This is a genomic window from Brevundimonas naejangsanensis (genome assembly GCF_000635915.2).
GTDB lineage: Bacteria > Pseudomonadota > Alphaproteobacteria > Caulobacterales > Caulobacteraceae > Brevundimonas > Brevundimonas sanguinis.
In genome coordinates this window covers 760,223-775,755 of the sequence record NZ_CP015614.1, presented here as the reverse complement: position 1 = coordinate 775,755, position 15,533 = coordinate 760,223, and the positions used below count along the sequence as shown (strand labels likewise).

General features: G+C 65.1%; 15 protein-coding genes and 1 tRNA gene. 8 read left to right on the top strand and 8 right to left on the bottom strand.

The genetic code is table 11. The features are described 5' to 3' along the window. From gltX to DA69_RS03705, 5 genes are all read left to right on the top strand, one after another. Complete coding sequence (gltX, locus tag DA69_RS03725; RefSeq protein WP_025977400.1) at positions 1 to 1,416, top strand: glutamate--tRNA ligase; 1,416 nt, start codon at positions 1 to 3, stop codon at positions 1,414 to 1,416. Between the two features lie 65 nt (positions 1,417 to 1,481). Beyond that, complete coding sequence (gene gltA, locus DA69_RS03720; protein ID WP_025977401.1) at positions 1,482 to 2,783, top strand: citrate synthase; 1,302 nt, start codon at positions 1,482 to 1,484, stop codon at positions 2,781 to 2,783. A gap of 137 nt (positions 2,784 to 2,920) precedes the next feature. Further along, the gene (locus tag DA69_RS03715; protein WP_025977402.1) at positions 2,921 to 3,310 is read left to right on the top strand and encodes a cupin domain-containing protein; all 390 of its coding nucleotides are present in this window, start codon (positions 2,921 to 2,923) and stop codon (positions 3,308 to 3,310) included. Between the two features lie 171 nt (positions 3,311 to 3,481). Next, complete coding sequence (locus tag DA69_RS03710) at positions 3,482 to 4,732, top strand: acyl-CoA dehydrogenase family protein (protein ID WP_025977403.1); 1,251 nt, start codon at positions 3,482 to 3,484, stop codon at positions 4,730 to 4,732. After that, entirely contained in the window at positions 4,729 to 5,751 is a 1,023-nt protein-coding gene (locus DA69_RS03705) for a phosphotransferase family protein (RefSeq protein ID WP_025977404.1), read from the top strand. Before DA69_RS03710 ends, DA69_RS03705 begins: the two co-directional genes overlap by 4 nt. Before the next feature lie 28 nt (positions 5,752 to 5,779). On the opposite strand, the gene DA69_RS03700 is transcribed toward DA69_RS03705, so the two are convergent. The 4 genes from DA69_RS03700 to clpX all read right to left on the bottom strand — a co-directional run bounded on the left by DA69_RS03700 (position 5,780) and on the right by clpX (position 10,241). Then, positions 5,780 to 5,856: transfer RNA gene (locus DA69_RS03700), tRNA-Val, on the bottom strand. Positions 5,857 to 5,903: 47 nt separating this feature from the next. Beyond that, positions 5,904 to 6,179, bottom strand: a complete 276-nt coding sequence (locus DA69_RS03695; RefSeq protein ID WP_003170215.1) for an HU family DNA-binding protein — start codon at positions 6,177 to 6,179, stop codon at positions 5,904 to 5,906. A 119-nt stretch (positions 6,180 to 6,298) separates the two neighbouring features. After that, positions 6,299 to 8,698, bottom strand: coding sequence for an endopeptidase La (gene lon, locus DA69_RS03690; RefSeq protein ID WP_025977405.1), 2,400 nt, complete (start codon positions 8,696 to 8,698; stop codon positions 6,299 to 6,301). Positions 8,699 to 8,972: 274 nt separating this feature from the next. Then, positions 8,973 to 10,241 carry an ATP-dependent Clp protease ATP-binding subunit ClpX gene (gene clpX / locus DA69_RS03685; protein ID WP_025977406.1) on the bottom strand — a complete coding sequence of 423 codons (1,269 nt, stop codon included), beginning with the start codon at positions 10,239 to 10,241 and terminating at the stop codon, positions 8,973 to 8,975. 195 nt (positions 10,242 to 10,436) lie between these two features. Here clpX and DA69_RS03680 point away from each other — a divergent pair, with 195 nt between their 5' ends. After that, entirely contained in the window at positions 10,437 to 11,084 is a 648-nt protein-coding gene (locus tag DA69_RS03680) for an HAD-IB family hydrolase (protein ID WP_025977407.1), read from the top strand. A gap of 3 nt (positions 11,085 to 11,087) precedes the next feature. Here the strand turns inward: DA69_RS03680 and DA69_RS03675 are convergent, their stop codons facing one another. The 3 genes from DA69_RS03675 to tig form a co-directional block, all read right to left on the bottom strand. After that, positions 11,088 to 11,630 (bottom strand): cytochrome b, encoded by a 543-nt coding sequence (locus DA69_RS03675; RefSeq protein ID WP_025977408.1) that lies wholly within the window; start codon positions 11,628 to 11,630, stop codon positions 11,088 to 11,090. Between the two features lie 100 nt (positions 11,631 to 11,730). Next, complete coding sequence (locus DA69_RS03670) at positions 11,731 to 12,372, bottom strand: ATP-dependent Clp protease proteolytic subunit (protein ID WP_024354168.1); 642 nt, start codon at positions 12,370 to 12,372, stop codon at positions 11,731 to 11,733. 168 nt (positions 12,373 to 12,540) lie between these two features. Next, the gene (gene tig / locus DA69_RS03665) at positions 12,541 to 13,884 is read right to left on the bottom strand and encodes a trigger factor (RefSeq protein ID WP_025977409.1); all 1,344 of its coding nucleotides are present in this window, start codon (positions 13,882 to 13,884) and stop codon (positions 12,541 to 12,543) included. A 172-nt stretch (positions 13,885 to 14,056) separates the two neighbouring features. On the opposite strand from tig, the gene DA69_RS03660 reads away from it, so the two are divergent. After that, positions 14,057 to 14,770, top strand: a complete 714-nt coding sequence (locus DA69_RS03660) for an MBL fold metallo-hydrolase (RefSeq protein ID WP_025977410.1) — start codon at positions 14,057 to 14,059, stop codon at positions 14,768 to 14,770. Positions 14,771 to 14,786: 16 nt separating this feature from the next. Here DA69_RS03660 and DA69_RS03655 read toward each other — a convergent pair whose 3' ends face one another. Then, positions 14,787 to 15,083: a hypothetical protein gene (locus DA69_RS03655; RefSeq protein WP_025977411.1), complete on the bottom strand. Its 297-nt coding sequence runs from the start codon at positions 15,081 to 15,083 to the stop codon at positions 14,787 to 14,789. Between the two features lie 173 nt (positions 15,084 to 15,256). On the opposite strand from DA69_RS03655, the gene DA69_RS03650 reads away from it, so the two are divergent. Further along, positions 15,257 to 15,490: a general stress protein gene (locus DA69_RS03650; RefSeq protein ID WP_029673451.1), complete on the top strand. Its 234-nt coding sequence runs from the start codon at positions 15,257 to 15,259 to the stop codon at positions 15,488 to 15,490. Positions 15,491 to 15,533 lie beyond the last annotated feature (43 nt).

Genomic DNA, 15,533 nt, shown 5'->3' with positions numbered 1-15,533 from the left:
ATGACCTCCCCTTCATCGACCGTCGTCACCCGCTTCGCCCCCTCGCCCACAGGCTACCTGCATATCGGCGGGGCGAGAACCGCGTTATTCAACTGGCTTTACGCCAAGGGACGCGGCGGCAAATTCCTGATCCGCATCGAGGACACCGACCGCGAGCGGTCGACGGACGAGGCGGTGAAGGCCATATTTGACGGCCTGTCCTGGCTTGAGCTGTTCGGCGACGAAGAGCCCGTCTTCCAGTTCGGCCGCGCCGACCGCCACCGCGAGGTGATCAATGAGCTGCTGGCGACAGGCCACGCCTATCGCGACTTCCTGACGGCCGACGAGACCACGGCCCTGCGCGACCAGGCCAAGGCCGAGGGGCGCGACTTCGTCTCGCCCTGGCGCGACCGCGAGCCCAGCGTCGATGACCTGGCCAAGCCGCACACTGTGCGCTTCCGTCGGCCGCTGGATCAGGCCGTCGTCGTCGAGGACGCCGTGCAGGGGACGGTGCGCTGGGAATCGGCGTCGCTGGACGACCTGGTCATCCTGCGTTCCGACGGGGCGCCGACCTATAATCTGGCCGTGGTGGTGGACGACCACGACATGGGCGTGACCCACGTCATCCGCGGCGACGACCATCTGAACAACGCCGCCCGCCAGAGCCTGATCTACGACGCGCTCGGCTGGGCCCGACCGACCTTCGCCCACATCCCCCTGATCCACGGCCCCGACGGCGCCAAGCTGTCCAAGCGCCACGGCGCCCAGGCCGTGCACGAATACGCCGACATGGGTTATCTGCCCGAAGCCATGCGCAACTATCTGGCCCGTCTGGGCTGGGCGCACGGCGACGATGAACTGTTCAGCGACGAACAGGCCCTCGCCTGGTTCGACCTGGCGGGCGTCAACAAAGCGCCCGCCCGCCTGGACTTCGACAAACTGGCCCACGTCAACGCCCACTGGCTGCGGCTGGCGGACGACGACCGCCTCGCCAAACTGACGCTCGACGCCCATTTGGCGCGCGGCCGCACCCTGGAGCCGGACGACGAGGAACGGCTGCTGCGGGCCATGCCTTTCGTCAAGGATCGCGCCAAGACCATCCCCGAGCTGGCGGATCAAACGGCATTCGTGTTGCAGGCGCGTCCACTCGCGCTCAACGAGAAATCGGCCGGTTTGCTGCAAGGCGAAAGCGGGCAGAGAATTTCACGACTGCGTGAACGTCTGGCTCTTTTCCAAAGCTGGGATGTCTTCGCCCTTGAAGCCGAACTTAAGGTTTTTGCCGAGGAAGAAGGCGTAGGTTTCGGAAAAATAGGACCTTCCATGCGCGCCGCCTTGACGGGCGGTTCGACCTCGCCCGATATCGCACGAACTCTTTGCGCTCTCGGGCGTGACGAAAGTCTCGGACGCTTGGATGATGCGCTGCAACAGACTAAGTGATCTCCCATAACCAACTCAGGCCGACCGCCTCCCCGCGCCGGTCCAAGGAAGAACAAGGGGCCTAGATGACTGAACAAGCGAAACCCGCCGGCTCGGCGACCCTGTCCTATCAGGACAAGACTGTAGAGCTCCCCGTCCTTTCCGGCTCGACCGGCCCGGACGTCATCGATATCCGCAAGCTGTACGGCGGCACCGGCGCCTTCACCTTCGACCCCGGCTTCACCTCTACGGCGGCCTGCGAATCGGCCCTGACCTATATCGACGGCGACGCTGGCGTGCTGCTGCACCGCGGCTATCCGATCGACCAGTTGGCCTCGAAGTCCAACTTCCTGGAAGTCTGCCACCTGCTGCTGCATGGCGAGCTGCCGAACGCCGCCGAATACGAAGAGTTCGAGCAGTGCGTCACGCGCCACACCATGCTGCACGCGCAGTTCGACCGCTTCTTCGAAGGCTTCCGCCGCGACGCCCACCCGATGGCGATCATGGTCGGCACCGTCGGCGCCCTGTCGGCCTTCTATCACGACAGCCTGGACATCCATGATCCGGTGCAGCGCAACATCTCGGCCATCCGCCTGATCGCCAAGATGCCGACGATCGCGGCCCGCGCTTACAAGTATCACATCGGGCAGCCCTTCATCTCGCCGCGCAACGACCTGTCGTACGCCGAGAACTTCCTGCGCATGTGCTTCGCCGTGCCGGCCGAGGACTACCACGTCGATCCGGCGCTGGTGCGCGCGATGGACCGCATCTTCATCCTGCACGCCGACCACGAGCAGAACGCCTCGACCTCGACCGTCCGCCTGGCCGGTTCGTCGGGCGCCAACCCGTTCGCCTGTATCGCCGCCGGCATCGCCTGCCTGTGGGGCCCGTCGCACGGGGGCGCCAACGAAGAGGCGCTGAACATGCTGAAGGAAATCGGCACCCCGGACCGCATCCCCGAGTTCATCGAGGGCGTGAAGGCGCGCAAGTACAAGCTGATGGGCTTCGGCCACCGCGTGTACAAGAACTACGATCCGCGCGCCAAGGTCATGCAGCAGTCGGCCTATGAAGTGCTGGCCGCCACGGGCCGCGAGAACGACCCGCTGTTCCAGGTCGCCAAGGAACTGGAAGCCGTCGCCCTGCAGGACGAATACTTCACCTCGCGCAAGCTGTTCCCGAACGTCGACTTCTACTCGGGCATCACCCTGTCGGCCATGGGCTTCCCGACCACCATGTTCACCGTGCTGTTCGCCCTGGCGCGCACCGTGGGCTGGATCGCTCAGTGGCAGGAAATGATGGCCGATCCGTCGCAGAAGATCGGCCGCCCGCGTCAGCTGTACACCGGGCCGACCGAGCGCGACTACGTCCCGCTGGCCCAGCGCGGCTAAGCGATCAAAAGCGTAAAACTGCACAAACGCCGGGGCGAAAGCTCCGGCGTTTTTTCTTGGCTTTGCGAAAGATCAAGACCCGGCCGCATCAGGCGCGTTATGAGTCGAACTCTCCCAGTTCTTCATGAGGATCCGCCATGCAAGGCTATCTGGACGACATCGAACGGGCCACGCTCGACAACGACGACTATCGCCGCGTGCTCTACACCGGCCGTCACCTGCAACTGGTGCTGATGACGCTTCAACCGGGCGAAGAGATCGGCGAAGAGGTCCACGAAGGCCACGACCAGTTCTTCCGCATCGAACAGGGCGAAGGACAGATCGTCATCGACGGGCAGTCGCGCCCCGCCAAGGCTGAGTCCGGCATCATCGTTCCGGCCGGCGCCCGTCACAACCTGATCAACACCGGCTCGCAGCCGCTGAAGCTCTACACCATCTATGGCCCGCCGGAGCATCGCCACGACGTGGTCCACCCGACCAAGGCCGACGAAGCCGAAGAACATTTCGACGGCAAGACCTCGGAATAGGCTCAGGCGACCGGCGCGCTCCCCCATGCAGACGGAGGAGCGCGCCCTCTGCCTTGGACGCTTCAGCCGATTTCAGATGACGAACGGTCTGGCATGGTGAAGCCTGTCGAGAATCTTCGACCGGTTGAAAGACCGACTCGGCGTTGTGGCCATGCCTAAGGGAGTTAAGCGATGGATTTCACCCTGACGGAACGCGAGCGTTCGTTTCAGGCGCGCGTCCGGGCCTTCATGGCCGACAAGGTGCGTCCGCGCGTCGCCGCCGTCCACGCCGAGATCGCTGAAGGCGACCGCTGGGCCGCGCCCCTGCCCTCGATCGAGGCGTTGAAGGCCGAGGCGCGCGCCGCCGGCCTGTGGAACCTGTTCATGCCCCCCGCCCCCGAAGGCATGGCCGAGCCGGACGATTTCCAGTTCACGGGCGAACGGCTGACCAACCTCGAATACGCCCTGTGCGCCGAAGAGATGGGCCGCATCGAATGGGCCAGCGAGGTGTTCAACTGCTCGGCGCCCGACACGGGCAATATGGAGGTGCTGCACCGCTACGGCTCACCCGCTCAGAAGGCGCAGTGGCTGATTCCGTTGATGAACGGCGAGATCCGCTCAGCCTTCCTGATGACCGAACCGGCCGTCGCTTCGTCTGACGCCACCAATATCCAGACGCAAATCCGTCGCGACGGCGACTGCTATGTCATCAACGGCCGCAAATGGTGGTCGTCGGGCGCGGGCGATCCGCGTTGCCGCGTCGCCATCGTCATGGGCAAGACCGACCCGGACGAGAAGACCTATCGCCAGCAGTCGATGATCCTGGTGCCGATGGATGCGCCGGGCGTGAAGATCGAGCGGCCGCTGAGCGTCTATGGCTATGACCACGCCCCGCACGGCCACATGGAGGTCAGCCTCACCGACGTGCGGGTGCCGGTCGAGAATATCCTGCTGGGCGAGGGGCGCGGCTTCGAGATCGCGCAGGGGCGCCTTGGCCCCGGCCGCATCCACCACTGCATGCGCACCATCGGCGCGGCCGAAGAGGCGCTGGAGGCGATGACGCGCCGCCTGATGTCTCGCGTCGCCTTCGGCAAGCGGATCGGCGAGCATTCGGTCTGGGAAGAGCGCGTCGCCCGCGCCCGCATCGACATCGAGATGACGCGCCTGCTGTGCCTCAAGGCCGCCGACATGATGGACCGCGCGGGCAATAAGGCGGCCAAGGACGAGATCGCCATGATCAAGGTCCAGGCGCCGATGATGGCCCTGCGCATAATCGACGACGCCATCCAGGCCCACGGCGGCGGCGGCGTGTCCCAGGACTTCGAGCTGGCGGCGGCCTGGGCGGGTATCCGCACCCTGCGCCTCGCCGACGGCCCCGACGAGGTGCACGCCCGCGCCATCGCCCGGTCCGAGTTCGCCCGCCACGCTGAGGCGGCGCGATGAGCGATCTGGACGTCGCGCGTCTGGGACAGTGGCTGGCGGGCGTCCTGCCCGCCGCGCCCGCCGATATCCATCTGGAGAAATTCCCCGGCGGCCAGTCGAACCCGACATATCGGATGACCGTCGACGGCCGGGACTATGTCCTGCGCCGCCGCCCGTTCGGCCCCCTGCTGCCCTCGGCCCATGCGGTCGAGCGTGAATACAGGCTGATCAGCGCCCTGCATCCGACCGGCTTTGCCGTGCCTGCGCCGCTCGCCCTGTGTCAGGACGACGCCGTCATCGGCTCGGCCTTCTATGTGATGGAGTTGGTCGAGGGACGCACCTTCTGGAACGGCGCCCTGCCGGGCCTGTCGCCGTCCGAGCGCCGCGCCGCCTATGAGGCCATGGTCGATACGTTGGCCCAGTTGCACAGCGTCGATCCGGTCGCCGTGGGACTGGAGGATTTCGGGCGCCCCGGAAACTATTTCGAGCGTCAGGTCGCGCGCTGGACCAAGCAATATCGCGCCGCCCAGACCGACGACCTGCCCGAGGTCGAACGCCTGATCGACTTCCTGCCGCGCACGGCGCCGGAACAGACCCGCACCGCCATCATCCACGGCGACTATCGCATCGACAACCTGATCTACGCCCCCGATTCCATGACGGTCCGGGCCGTGCTGGACTGGGAGTTGGCGACGCTGGGCGACCCTCTGGCCGACTTCGCCTATCTGGCCATGAACTGGATTCTGCCCGCCGACGGCCGCGCCGGGCTAAACGGTTTGGACCTTGAGGCCGCGGGCATTCCTTCGCTGGACGACATGGCCCGGCGATATTGCGCCGCCATCGGGCGCGATACCCTGCCGGACCTGCACTGGCACTTCGCCTTCAACCTGTTCCGCCTGATCGGCATCATCCAGGGCGTGAAAAAGCGAATGCTGTCGGGCAACGCCTCTAGCGCAAAGGCCGCCGACGCCGTGGCCATGCTGCCTGCCCTCACCACTGCCGCCTGGCGTGAAGCCCGCCTCGCCGGCGCCGAAGAATAGAGCGCCCTGCCCGTCCGAACGGAAGTGATGGTAGGCGGCGACGGGTTCGAACCGCCGACCCCCTCGGTGTAAACGAGGTGCTCTGACCAGCTGAGCTAGCCGCCCGCATCATTCGACTCAAGGTCGAGGACAGGCTTCATGCCCTGTGGCGATCAGCCGTTCAAGGCGCTTTTCAAGCCTTCGCCCGGGCGAAAGCGCGCGGTGCGAGAGGCGGGCCGCGCGATCTCCTGGCCGGTTTGAGGATTGCGCGCCACGCCCGCCTTGCGCTCGGCGGCGACGAAGCTGCCGAAGCCGACCAGGCGAACCACCCGCCCCTCGACAAGCGAGGCGGTCACCTGATCGGTGAAAGCCTCCAGCGCCAGTTTGGCCTGGTCGCGGCTGATCCCCGCCGCCTGGGCCATGCGGCCGATCAGTTCAGTCTTGGTCACGTCGAAAGCCCCCTCGCGAACGAAGGCGGAACTTAAGCGGCTATTGGGGCGCAGGTCAAAAAAGAGGCGGCTCGGGTTGCCCCGAGCCGCCTCTCTTCACTCTCAGGCCAAGGCCCGTATCAGTGGCTGATGCTGGCCCCCTCGCCGGCCAGCGGCGCCGGCGGCGTCGGGGTCATGGGTTCGGCCGCCTCGTCCCATTCGACGGGGGTCGGCGTGCCGGTCAAGGCCCACTTCAGCGCTTCGTCGGCGTTAGAGATCGGCACGATCTCCAGGGCCGCCTTGACGTTCTCCGGCACCTCTTCGAGGTCCTTCTCGTTCTCCTGCGGGATCAGGACGGTCTTCACGCCCGAACGCAGGGCCGCCAGCAGCTTCTCCTTGAGGCCGCCGATGGCCGTGACCCGCCCCCGCAGGGTGATCTCGCCGGTCATGGCGATGTCCTTGCGGATGGGAATGCCGGTCAGAACCGACACCATGGCCACCGTCATGGCCACCCCCGCCGAGGGGCCGTCCTTGGGCGTGGCGCCGTCCGGCACGTGCACGTGGATGTCGGTCTTCTCGAACAGCGGCGGCTTGACGCCGAAGCTGAGGGCGCGGCTGCGGACGTAGGACGCCGCCGCCGAGATCGACTCCTTCATGACGTCCTTCAGGTTGCCGGTCACGGTCATGCGGCCGCGGCCCGGCATCTTCAGGGCCTCGATGGTCAGAATGTCTCCGCCGAACTCGGTCCAGGCCAGGCCGGTGACGATGCCGACCTGGTCTTCCGCATCCGTCTCGCCGTAGCGGAACTTCTTCACGCCCGCGTATTCGGCCAGCTTGGCCGCATCCACGGTGATCGAGGCGGCGTTGGTCCTGGCCATCTCGCGCACCGCCTTGCGGGCCAGACCGCCCAGGGCGCGTTCCAGCGAACGCACGCCGGCTTCGCGCGTGTAATAGCGGATCAGCTCGCGGATCGTGTCGTCAGGGACGATCAGCTCGCCCTCCTTCAGGCCGTGGTCCTTGAGCTGTTTGGGCAGGACGTGGCGGCGGGCGATCTCAACCTTCTCATCCTCGGTGTAGCCAGAGACGCGGATGATCTCCATGCGGTCCAGCAGGGGCTGGGGCATGTTCAGGCTGTTGGCCGTGGTGACGAACATCACCGGCGACAGGTCGTAGTCGACCTCCAGATAGTGGTCGCCGAAGGTCGAGTTCTGGGCCGGATCCAGCACTTCCAGCAGCGCCGAGGACGGGTCGCCGCGCCAGTCGGCGCCCAGCTTGTCGATCTCGTCCAGCAGGACGAAGGCGTTGGTGGTTTTCGCCTTCTTCATCGACTGGATGATCTTGCCGGGCATGGAGCCGATATAGGTCCGGCGGTGGCCGCGGATTTCGGCCTCGTCGCGCACGCCGCCCAGCGACATGCGGACGTATTCACGCCCCGTCGCCTTGGCGATGGACTGGGCCAGCGAGGTCTTGCCGACGCCCGGAGGGCCGACGAGGCACAGGATCGGCCCCTTCAGGCTGCCGGTGCGCGCCTGAACGGCCAGATACTCGATGATCCGTTCCTTGACCTTCTCCAGGCCATAGTGATCCTCTTCGAGGATGTCCTCGGCCTTCTGGAGGTCGATGGGCTTGGGCCGGGTCTTGGACCACGGGATCGACAGCAGCCAGTCGAGGTAGTTGCGCACCACGGTCGATTCCGCCGACATCGGCGACATGTTGCGCAGCTTCTTCAGCTCCGCCTCGGCCTTGGTGCGGGCCTCCTTGGACAGGCGCGTCTTCTTGATGCGCTTTTCCAGCTCCAGCAGTTCGTCACGCGCGTCGTCAGTCTCGCCCAGCTCGCGCTGGATCGCCTTCATCTGCTCGTTCAGATAATATTCGCGCTGGGTCTTCTCCATCTGCCGCTTCACGCGGCTGCGGATCTTCTTCTCGACCTGAAGGACGCTGATTTCGCCTTCCATCATGCCGTAGACCTTCTCAAGCCGCGCCGGGATGACGACGGTTTCGAGCAGGGCCTGCTTGTCGGCGATCTTGACCGACAGATGCGCGGCGACCGAGTCCGCCAGCTTGGACGGGTCGGTGATCTGAGGAATGGCGCTCAGGGCCTCGGGCGGGACCTTCTTGTTCAGCTTCACATAGTTTTCGAACTGCTCGATCACGGCGCGCAGCAAGGCTTCGCTCTGCGACGGATCGCCGGCTTCGTCTTCGATCTCGACGGCCTCGGCTTCGTAGTAGTCCTCACGGTCGGTGAAGCGAGTCAGGCGCGCGCGCGACTTGCCCTCGACCAGCACCTTCACCGTGCCGTCCGGCAGCTTCAGCAGTTGCAGCACCGTGGCCAGCACGCCGGTCGAATAGATGGCGTCCGTCGCCGGGTCGTCATCGACCGAGTTCATCTGGGTGGCGAGCAGGATCTGCTTCTCGCCCTTCATGATCTCGTCGAGGGCGCGCACGGACTTCTCGCGCCCGACAAACAGCGGCACGACCATGTGCGGAAAGACGACGATGTCTCTCAGCGGCAGGACAGGGAGGATTTTGCTCTCGGTCATGATGCGTACTTTCCGGGGCCATCGTGAATCTCCGGCCCGCCGAACCGGTCTGATTTGGCGTTACTGCCTCTTCGTCCCGACTCGACCCGCTGTTTTCAGCGGCTTTCGTGTGAGTATGTGGTTCTGTCTGGACGCGGTTCAAGCGTGGCGGGCCGGCAGCCCACAGAAGCGTGAAAAAGCGTGTGATTTCAGACGGCCGCCTGGGCCATCGCTGAAACGATGAAGGGGCGGCCCGTGGCGAGCCGCCCCTTTTCGCTTGGATCGGACGTCAGCGTCAGGCGGCGCCGTCGGCCGTCTTCTTCTTGGTTTCCGAATAGATCAGCAGCGGCTGAGCCTTGCCGTCGATCACCTCGGCGTTGACCACGACCTCTTCGACGCCCTCGAAGGTGGGCAGTTCGAACATGGTCTCCAGCAGCACGCCCTCCAGGATGGAGCGCAGGCCGCGGGCGCCGGTCTTGCGGGTGATCGCCTTCTTCGCCACCGCCGACAGGGCGTCGTCGGTGAAGGTCAGGGTGACGTTCTCCATCTCGAACAGGCGCTTGTACTGCTTGACCAGGGCGTTCTTCGGCTCGGTCAGGATGGTGATCAGCGCCGTCTCGTCGAGGTCTTCCAGCGTCGCCAGAACCGGCAGACGGCCGATGAACTCGGGGATCAGGCCGAAGCGCATCAGGTCATCCGGCTCGACGCCCTTCAGGATTTCGCCGGTGCGACGCTCGTCGATCTCCTTGACCTTGGCGCCGAAGCCGATCGAGGCCCCTGCCCCGCGCGCCGAGATCACCTTTTCAAGGCCGGCGAAGGCGCCGCCGACGATGAACAGGATGTTGGCGGTGTCGACCTGCAGGAACTCCTGCTGCGGATGCTTGCGCCCGCCCTGCGGCGGCACGGAGGCTACGGTGCCTTCCATGATCTTCAGCAGGGCCTGCTGCACGCCCTCGCCCGACACGTCGCGGGTGATCGAGGGGTTGTCCGACTTGCGCGAAATCTTGTCGATCTCGTCGATGTAGACGATGCCGCGCTGAGCCCGTTCGACGTTGTAATCGGACGCCTGAAGCAGCTTCAGGATGATGTTCTCGACATCCTCGCCCACATAGCCAGCTTCGGTCAGGGTGGTGGCGTCGGCCATGGTGAACGGCACGTCGATGATGCGCGCCAGCGTCTGAGCCAGCAGCGTCTTGCCCGAGCCGGTCGGCCCGATCAGCATGATGTTCGACTTGGCCAGTTCGACGTCGTTGTTCTTCGTCGCGTGGTTCAGGCGCTTGTAGTGGTTATGAACGGCGACGCTCAGAACCTTCTTGGCGTGGCTCTGACCGATCACATAATCGTCGAGGACGTCGCGGATCTCCTTGGGCGTAGGCACGCCGTCCTTGGAGGTCTTGAAGGCGATCTTGTGTTCTTCGCGGATGATGTCCATGCACAGTTCGACGCATTCATCGCAGATGAAAACGGTCGGTCCGGCGATCAGTTTGCGGACTTCGTGCTGGCTCTTGCCGCAGAACGAGCAGTAGAGCGTGCTTTTGGCGTCTGTGCCGGCGGCTTTGGTCATAGACCCTTCTCACTATCCGCAATCCGCCCCGACATTGAGACGAAAAGCGCTTCCTTCACGATCGATCCAGGGAATCTATCATCGAAGGTCTTCAAAAAATGACAATCACCCATCACACGTTCCGCCACAACCCCGTTGCGGCGCTGCAACGCGCTTCAGGGACGGACAGGACAGATAATATGGGGATCACGGCTAATGTCTGACATGGGAAGCCAAAAAGCCTTTCACCAGTCCCCTGACCCCGGACAGCCCATCGTCGCCTTCGATTTCGACGGCACCCTGACGATTCGCGACAGCTTCACCAGTTTCCTGAAGTGGCGAGCCGGGCCGCTTCGTTGGCTAACCGGTCTGGCGCAGATGATCCCGGCGGTCTTGGCCTATCTGGGCGACCGCGACCGGGGCCGGATCAAGGTCGCCTCGGTGCGCGAGTTCCTGATGAACGTCGACCGCAAGGCGCTGGAGGCTGACGCCGAACGCTTCGCCGCAGAGATCTGGCCGCGCTTCATGCGCCCGGACGCGCTGGCGACCTGGGAGGACTGGGGCCGTCGCGGCGCCCATCGCGTCATCGTCACCGCCTCGCCTGAGACAACCGTCGCCCCCTTCGCCCGCAGGCTGGGCGCCGAGAACCTGATCGGCACACGCTTGGCGTTCGACGCCCAGGATCGCGTGGCCGGCAGCTTCCTCGGCGGCAACTGCCGGGGCGAAGAGAAAATGAGCCGTCTTCGCGCCGCCTACGGCGACGACATGACGCTGGCCGCCGCCTACGGCGACACCTCGGGCGATGCCGAGATGATCGCGGCGGCCGCCGAAAAGGGCTACCGCGTCTTCACCGGCCGCCCATAATCGCTAGCCGATCATCCGCTGGGTCGTCTCGTCCTTCCAGATAAAGCGATGGACCAGCACCATCAGGATATGGCCCGCAATCGCGGCCAGCAGCACCCAGGCCAGCAGGCCATGAGCGGCGTTGGCCGGGGCTGTCATCCACGGAACCTCGGCCCAGCCCCCGTCGATCAGACGCACGCCAAACACGTCGAGCGGCTTGCCCGATCCATACTGCCGCAGCAGGGCCAGCCCCGGGACGATCAGCATCAGGGCGTAGAGCGCCAGATGACCGACCTTGGCGGCCAGCCCCCAGAAGCCGCCGCCATGCGCCGGACGCGTCTTCATGTTGTACAGCCCCCACAGCGCGCGCAGCACGATCAGGGCCAGCAGAATGACGCCGATCCCCTTGTGCGTGCCGACCCAGAAGGCGGTGATCGGCGCCTTGCCGACGGTCAGCTTGATCGCCATGCCCGTAAACTGCCACGCCAGCAACAGGGCCATCGCCCAGTGCAGGGCGCGCGTCACGGCGCCGTATCTGAAGCCGTCATCTCTCCACTGCGTCGCCATGAGGCCCCCTCCCGCTGATACGGAGTCTCAAACACGATTCGAGGCGGGATCCGTCGCCGAATCCCGCCTCGCCAATTGTCGCAGCCGGAGCGGTTAAGGCTTAGGGAGCCTTGACGCCGTCGTCGTCGGCCTGGGTGCGCTTGTCATAGACGTGGTCAACGATGCCCCAGGCCTTGGCTTCTTCGGCGGTCATGAAGTGGTCGCGGTCCAGGGTGCGCTCGACCTCTTCATAGGTGCGGCCGGTGTGCTGGACGTAGATTTCGTTCAGGCGGCGCTTGGTGGCGATGATGTCCTCGGCGTGGCGCTCGATGTCCGAGGCCGTGCCGCGGAAGCCGCCCGAGGGCTGGTGCACCATCACCCGCGCGTTCGGCAGGGCGACGCGCTGGCCCGCCTCGCCGGCCGTCAGGATCAGCGAGCCAGCCGATGCGGCCATGCCCATGACGACGGTCGAGACCGGCGACTTGATGTATTGCATTGTGTCGTAAATCGCGAGCGCCGAGGTCACCTGACCGCCGGGGCTGTTGATGTACATGCTGATTTCCTTCTTCGGATTTTCCGATTCCAGGAACAGCAGCTGGGCGCAGATCAACGAGGCCATGCCGTCCTCGAACGGGCCGGTCAGGAAGATGATCCGCTCGCGCAGCAGGCGCGAGAAGATGTCGAAGGAGCGCTCGCCGCGGCTGGATTGCTCCACCACCATCGGCACCAGGTTATTGGAGATGTAGTCGATCGGATCGCGCATGAAGGCCTTCTCGAATTCAGGAGGGTCGCACGACTCATACGGCGCGCGCCTGTCTCCTACGATATCGCGTTCATGAGGCCTCGGCGCAAGGCGGCGCCGGAAAGCAAAATCCCCGCCCCGGAAAACCGGAGCGGGGATCGCAAGGCTCAGGGCCTGAGGAAGAAAGGCTTACGCCTCGTCTTCTTCCTTCATCAGCTCTTCCTTGGTGATGGCTTCGTCCTTCACCTCGGCGACCGAGACGATCAGGTCGACGACCTTTTCCTCATAGATCGGCGCGCGCAGCTGGGCCGCGGCGTTCGGGTTCTGGCGGTAGAAGTCTAGCACCATCTTTTCCTGACCCGGATAGTTGCGGGCCTCGGCCATGATGGCGTTCGACAGTTCCTGATCCGTCACGCCGACGTTGTTGGCGCGGCCGATCTCGGCCAGCACCAGACCCAGGCGCACGCGGCGCTCGGCGATCTTGCGGTACTCGGCCTTCAGTTCGTCTTCCGACTTCTTGGCGTCTTCTTCCGGCAGCTGGCCCGCGTCCTTGTCGGCCGAAACCTGAGCCCAGATGCCTTCGAACTCGGCGTCGACCATCTTCGGCGGCAGGGCGAAGTCGTGGCCTTCGTCCAGGATGTCCAGCAGGGCGCGCTTCAGCTTGAATCGGGTGGCGCCGGCGTATTGCTGGTTCAGGTTGGACTTCAGCAGTTCCTTCAGCTGGTCCAGCGACTCCAGGCCGATGCGCTTGGCGAACTCGTCGTCGATCTTGGATTCGACCTCGGCCTTGATGGCCTTGACGGTGACGTCGAAGGTCGCGGCCTTACCGGCCAGGTGCTTGGCCTGGTACTCTTCCGGGAAGGTCACTTCGATGGTCTTTTCTTCACCGACCTTGGCGCCCTTCAGCTGCTCTTCGAAGCCGGGGATGAAGCGGCCCGAGCCGATCACCAGGTCCGCGTCGGTGGCGGCGCCGCCGTCGAAGGCTTCGCCGTCGATCTTGCCGACGAAGTCGATGGTCAGCTGGTCGCCGTCAGCGGCCTTGACCGTCTTGCCCTTCTTGTCCTCGTAGGACTTCGCCTGCGAGGCCAGTTCCTTCAGCGCCTCGTCTAGGTCCTCTTCCGAGGCCTCATAGGTCGGGCGGGTCAGCTTCAGGGTCTTAGGGTCGACCGGGGTGAATTCCGGCATGACTTCCAGCGACATTTCATAGGCCAGGTCTTCCTGACCAGCGATGACCTTGTCCATGTCGGAGGTCAGGTTCATCTCGGCCGGCGCGGCCGGACGCAGCTTCAGCTCTTCCAGAGCGCCCTGGCTGGTCTCGTTCAGCGAGGCGTTGATGATTTCGCCCATGAAGTCACGGCCGAAGGTCTTCTTGACGTACGAGGCCGGCACCTTGCCCGGACGGAAGCCTTTCAGCTTCATCTGGGGGGCCACTTCCTTGATGCGGGCTTCGAGCTTTTCATTGAGCTCGGCGACGGGAATGGTCACCGCAATCACGCGGCTGAGGCCTTCGTTCGACTTTTCGACGACTTGCATGGTCGGATATCTGACGCTCTGTGGCGACGCCGCAAAGGCGCGCGGTGGATAAAGCAACAGGGCCGCCCCTTTCGGGAGCGGCGCCTCGGAGCCCGCCCTTATGTCGAGAAGGGGCTGAAACGTCAACGCAACGCGGTTCCTTTGTGGTCAGAGGGCCGCTATCTGATGGCCCATGAGCCAGTCGTCAGCCTCTTTCGCAGCCCCTATCGGCGTCTTTGTCACGCCCGTCACCCCGCTTCAGCAGAACTGCACCACCGTGTGGTGCACCAAGACGAACAAGGCCGCCGTCATCGATCCCGGCGGCTCGGTCGACGCTATCCTGGGCGAGGTCGCGCGGCGCGGACTGACTCTGGACGCCATCTGGATCACCCACGGCCACCTGGACCATGCCGGCGCCGCCGCCGAAATGCAGGAGAAGACCGGTCTCGACATCGTCGGCCCGCATCTTGAGGACCAGTTCTGGATCGACCTGATTCCCACCCAGGGCCAGAAGTACGGCCTGCCGGAAGCCCGCACCTTCACCCCCACGCGCTGGCTGGACGATGGCGACGTGCTGACCCTGGGCGAGACGACGTGGGAGGTCTTCCACTGTCCCGGCCACACGCCCGGCCACGTGATCTTCTTTAACCGCGAGGCTCGCTTCGCCCAGGTCGGCGACGTTCTGTTTCAGGGTTCGGTAGGCCGCACCGACTTCCCGCGGAGCGATCATCAGGCCCTGCTGAGCGCGATCACCACCAAGCTGTGGCCGCTAGGCGACGACGTAACCTTCGTGCCCGGCCACGGGCCGCATTCGACCTTCGGGGCCGAGCGGCGCAGCAACCCCTTCGTCTCTGATCGGGCCATGCAGGCGACGCCGATCCCGCGCCCCGCCTCCGGGCCGGCCTGACCTCCCTGATAGTCGTCTAACGCGCGGCCAGCAGGCCGATCAGGACGCCGATGCCAAGGGCGTAGAGCGACATACGGATCGGCTCATCGCGAATCGCGTCGCGGGCCTCAGAGCTGCGATGGCGCGCCCAGTCGCGCACCTCGGCCGCATCTTGTCGCACGGCCTGACGTAAGGGGCGTGGCCGCGCCCCGGCGGCCAGAATCTCGTCGGCGGCGCCCTCAAGACGATCGCCAAGGGTGGAGCGATCCTCGATGATGTCCTCGGGCGATGGCGCGCCGTCCGTATGGGCGAAGGGGTCGTTGGATGCCGACATGAACTGAGCTCCTGAATACTGCACTCCGAGCCTCGATGAACCCGCCGAAGTCCGCGCGGTTCCGTCTTGTCGAGGCGCGCCGCCGAACAGGGTTTTAATCCTTTCTCGGAACCTCCGCGCCGGGGCTGGGTTCTCTTTCGCAAGCGCCACCGTCTACGAAAGGAACATCCGAAATGGCCGAAGGTCAGCCCACTCGCGGCTCCGGTGTTTCCAAGCGAGGTTTCGCCTCGATGGACCCGGAACGTCAGCGCGAAATCGCCCGCAAGGGCGGCGCCAGCGTCCCCAGCGAGAAGCGCAGCTTCTCTCAGGATCGCTCTCTTGCAGCCCAGGCCGGCCGCAAGGGCGGCGAAGCTTCACACGGCGCGCGCAACAAGGCCGCTCAGGATCCGGCGACGCCGAAGCGCTGATCCCAGCGACCCCGTTTCAGACTTTACAGACGGCGCGGGAAAC

Bases quoted from the DNA above. Each gene is read 5' to 3' on its own strand.
- gltX (WP_025977400.1), top strand. From the start codon at position 1: ATGACCTCCCCTTCATCGACCGTCGTCACCCGCTTCGCCCCCTCGCCC.
- gltA (WP_025977401.1), top strand. From the start codon at position 1,482: ATGACTGAACAAGCGAAACCCGCCGGCTCGGCGACCCTGTCCTATCAG.
- DA69_RS03715 (WP_025977402.1), top strand. From the start codon at position 2,921: ATGCAAGGCTATCTGGACGACATCGAACGGGCCACGCTCGACAACGAC.
- DA69_RS03710 (WP_025977403.1), top strand. From the start codon at position 3,482: ATGGATTTCACCCTGACGGAACGCGAGCGTTCGTTTCAGGCGCGCGTC.
- DA69_RS03705 (WP_025977404.1), top strand. From the start codon at position 4,729: ATGAGCGATCTGGACGTCGCGCGTCTGGGACAGTGGCTGGCGGGCGTC.
- lon (WP_025977405.1), bottom strand. From the start codon at position 8,698: ATGACCGAGAGCAAAATCCTCCCTGTCCTGCCGCTGAGAGACATCGTC.
- clpX (WP_025977406.1), bottom strand. From the start codon at position 10,241: ATGACCAAAGCCGCCGGCACAGACGCCAAAAGCACGCTCTACTGCTCG.
- DA69_RS03680 (WP_025977407.1), top strand. From the start codon at position 10,437: ATGTCTGACATGGGAAGCCAAAAAGCCTTTCACCAGTCCCCTGACCCC.
- DA69_RS03675 (WP_025977408.1), bottom strand. From the start codon at position 11,630: ATGGCGACGCAGTGGAGAGATGACGGCTTCAGATACGGCGCCGTGACG.
- DA69_RS03670 (WP_024354168.1), bottom strand. From the start codon at position 12,372: ATGCGCGATCCGATCGACTACATCTCCAATAACCTGGTGCCGATGGTG.
- tig (WP_025977409.1), bottom strand. From the start codon at position 13,884: ATGCAAGTCGTCGAAAAGTCGAACGAAGGCCTCAGCCGCGTGATTGCG.
- DA69_RS03660 (WP_025977410.1), top strand. From the start codon at position 14,057: ATGAGCCAGTCGTCAGCCTCTTTCGCAGCCCCTATCGGCGTCTTTGTC.
- DA69_RS03655 (WP_025977411.1), bottom strand. From the start codon at position 15,083: ATGTCGGCATCCAACGACCCCTTCGCCCATACGGACGGCGCGCCATCG.
- DA69_RS03650 (WP_029673451.1), top strand. From the start codon at position 15,257: ATGGCCGAAGGTCAGCCCACTCGCGGCTCCGGTGTTTCCAAGCGAGGT.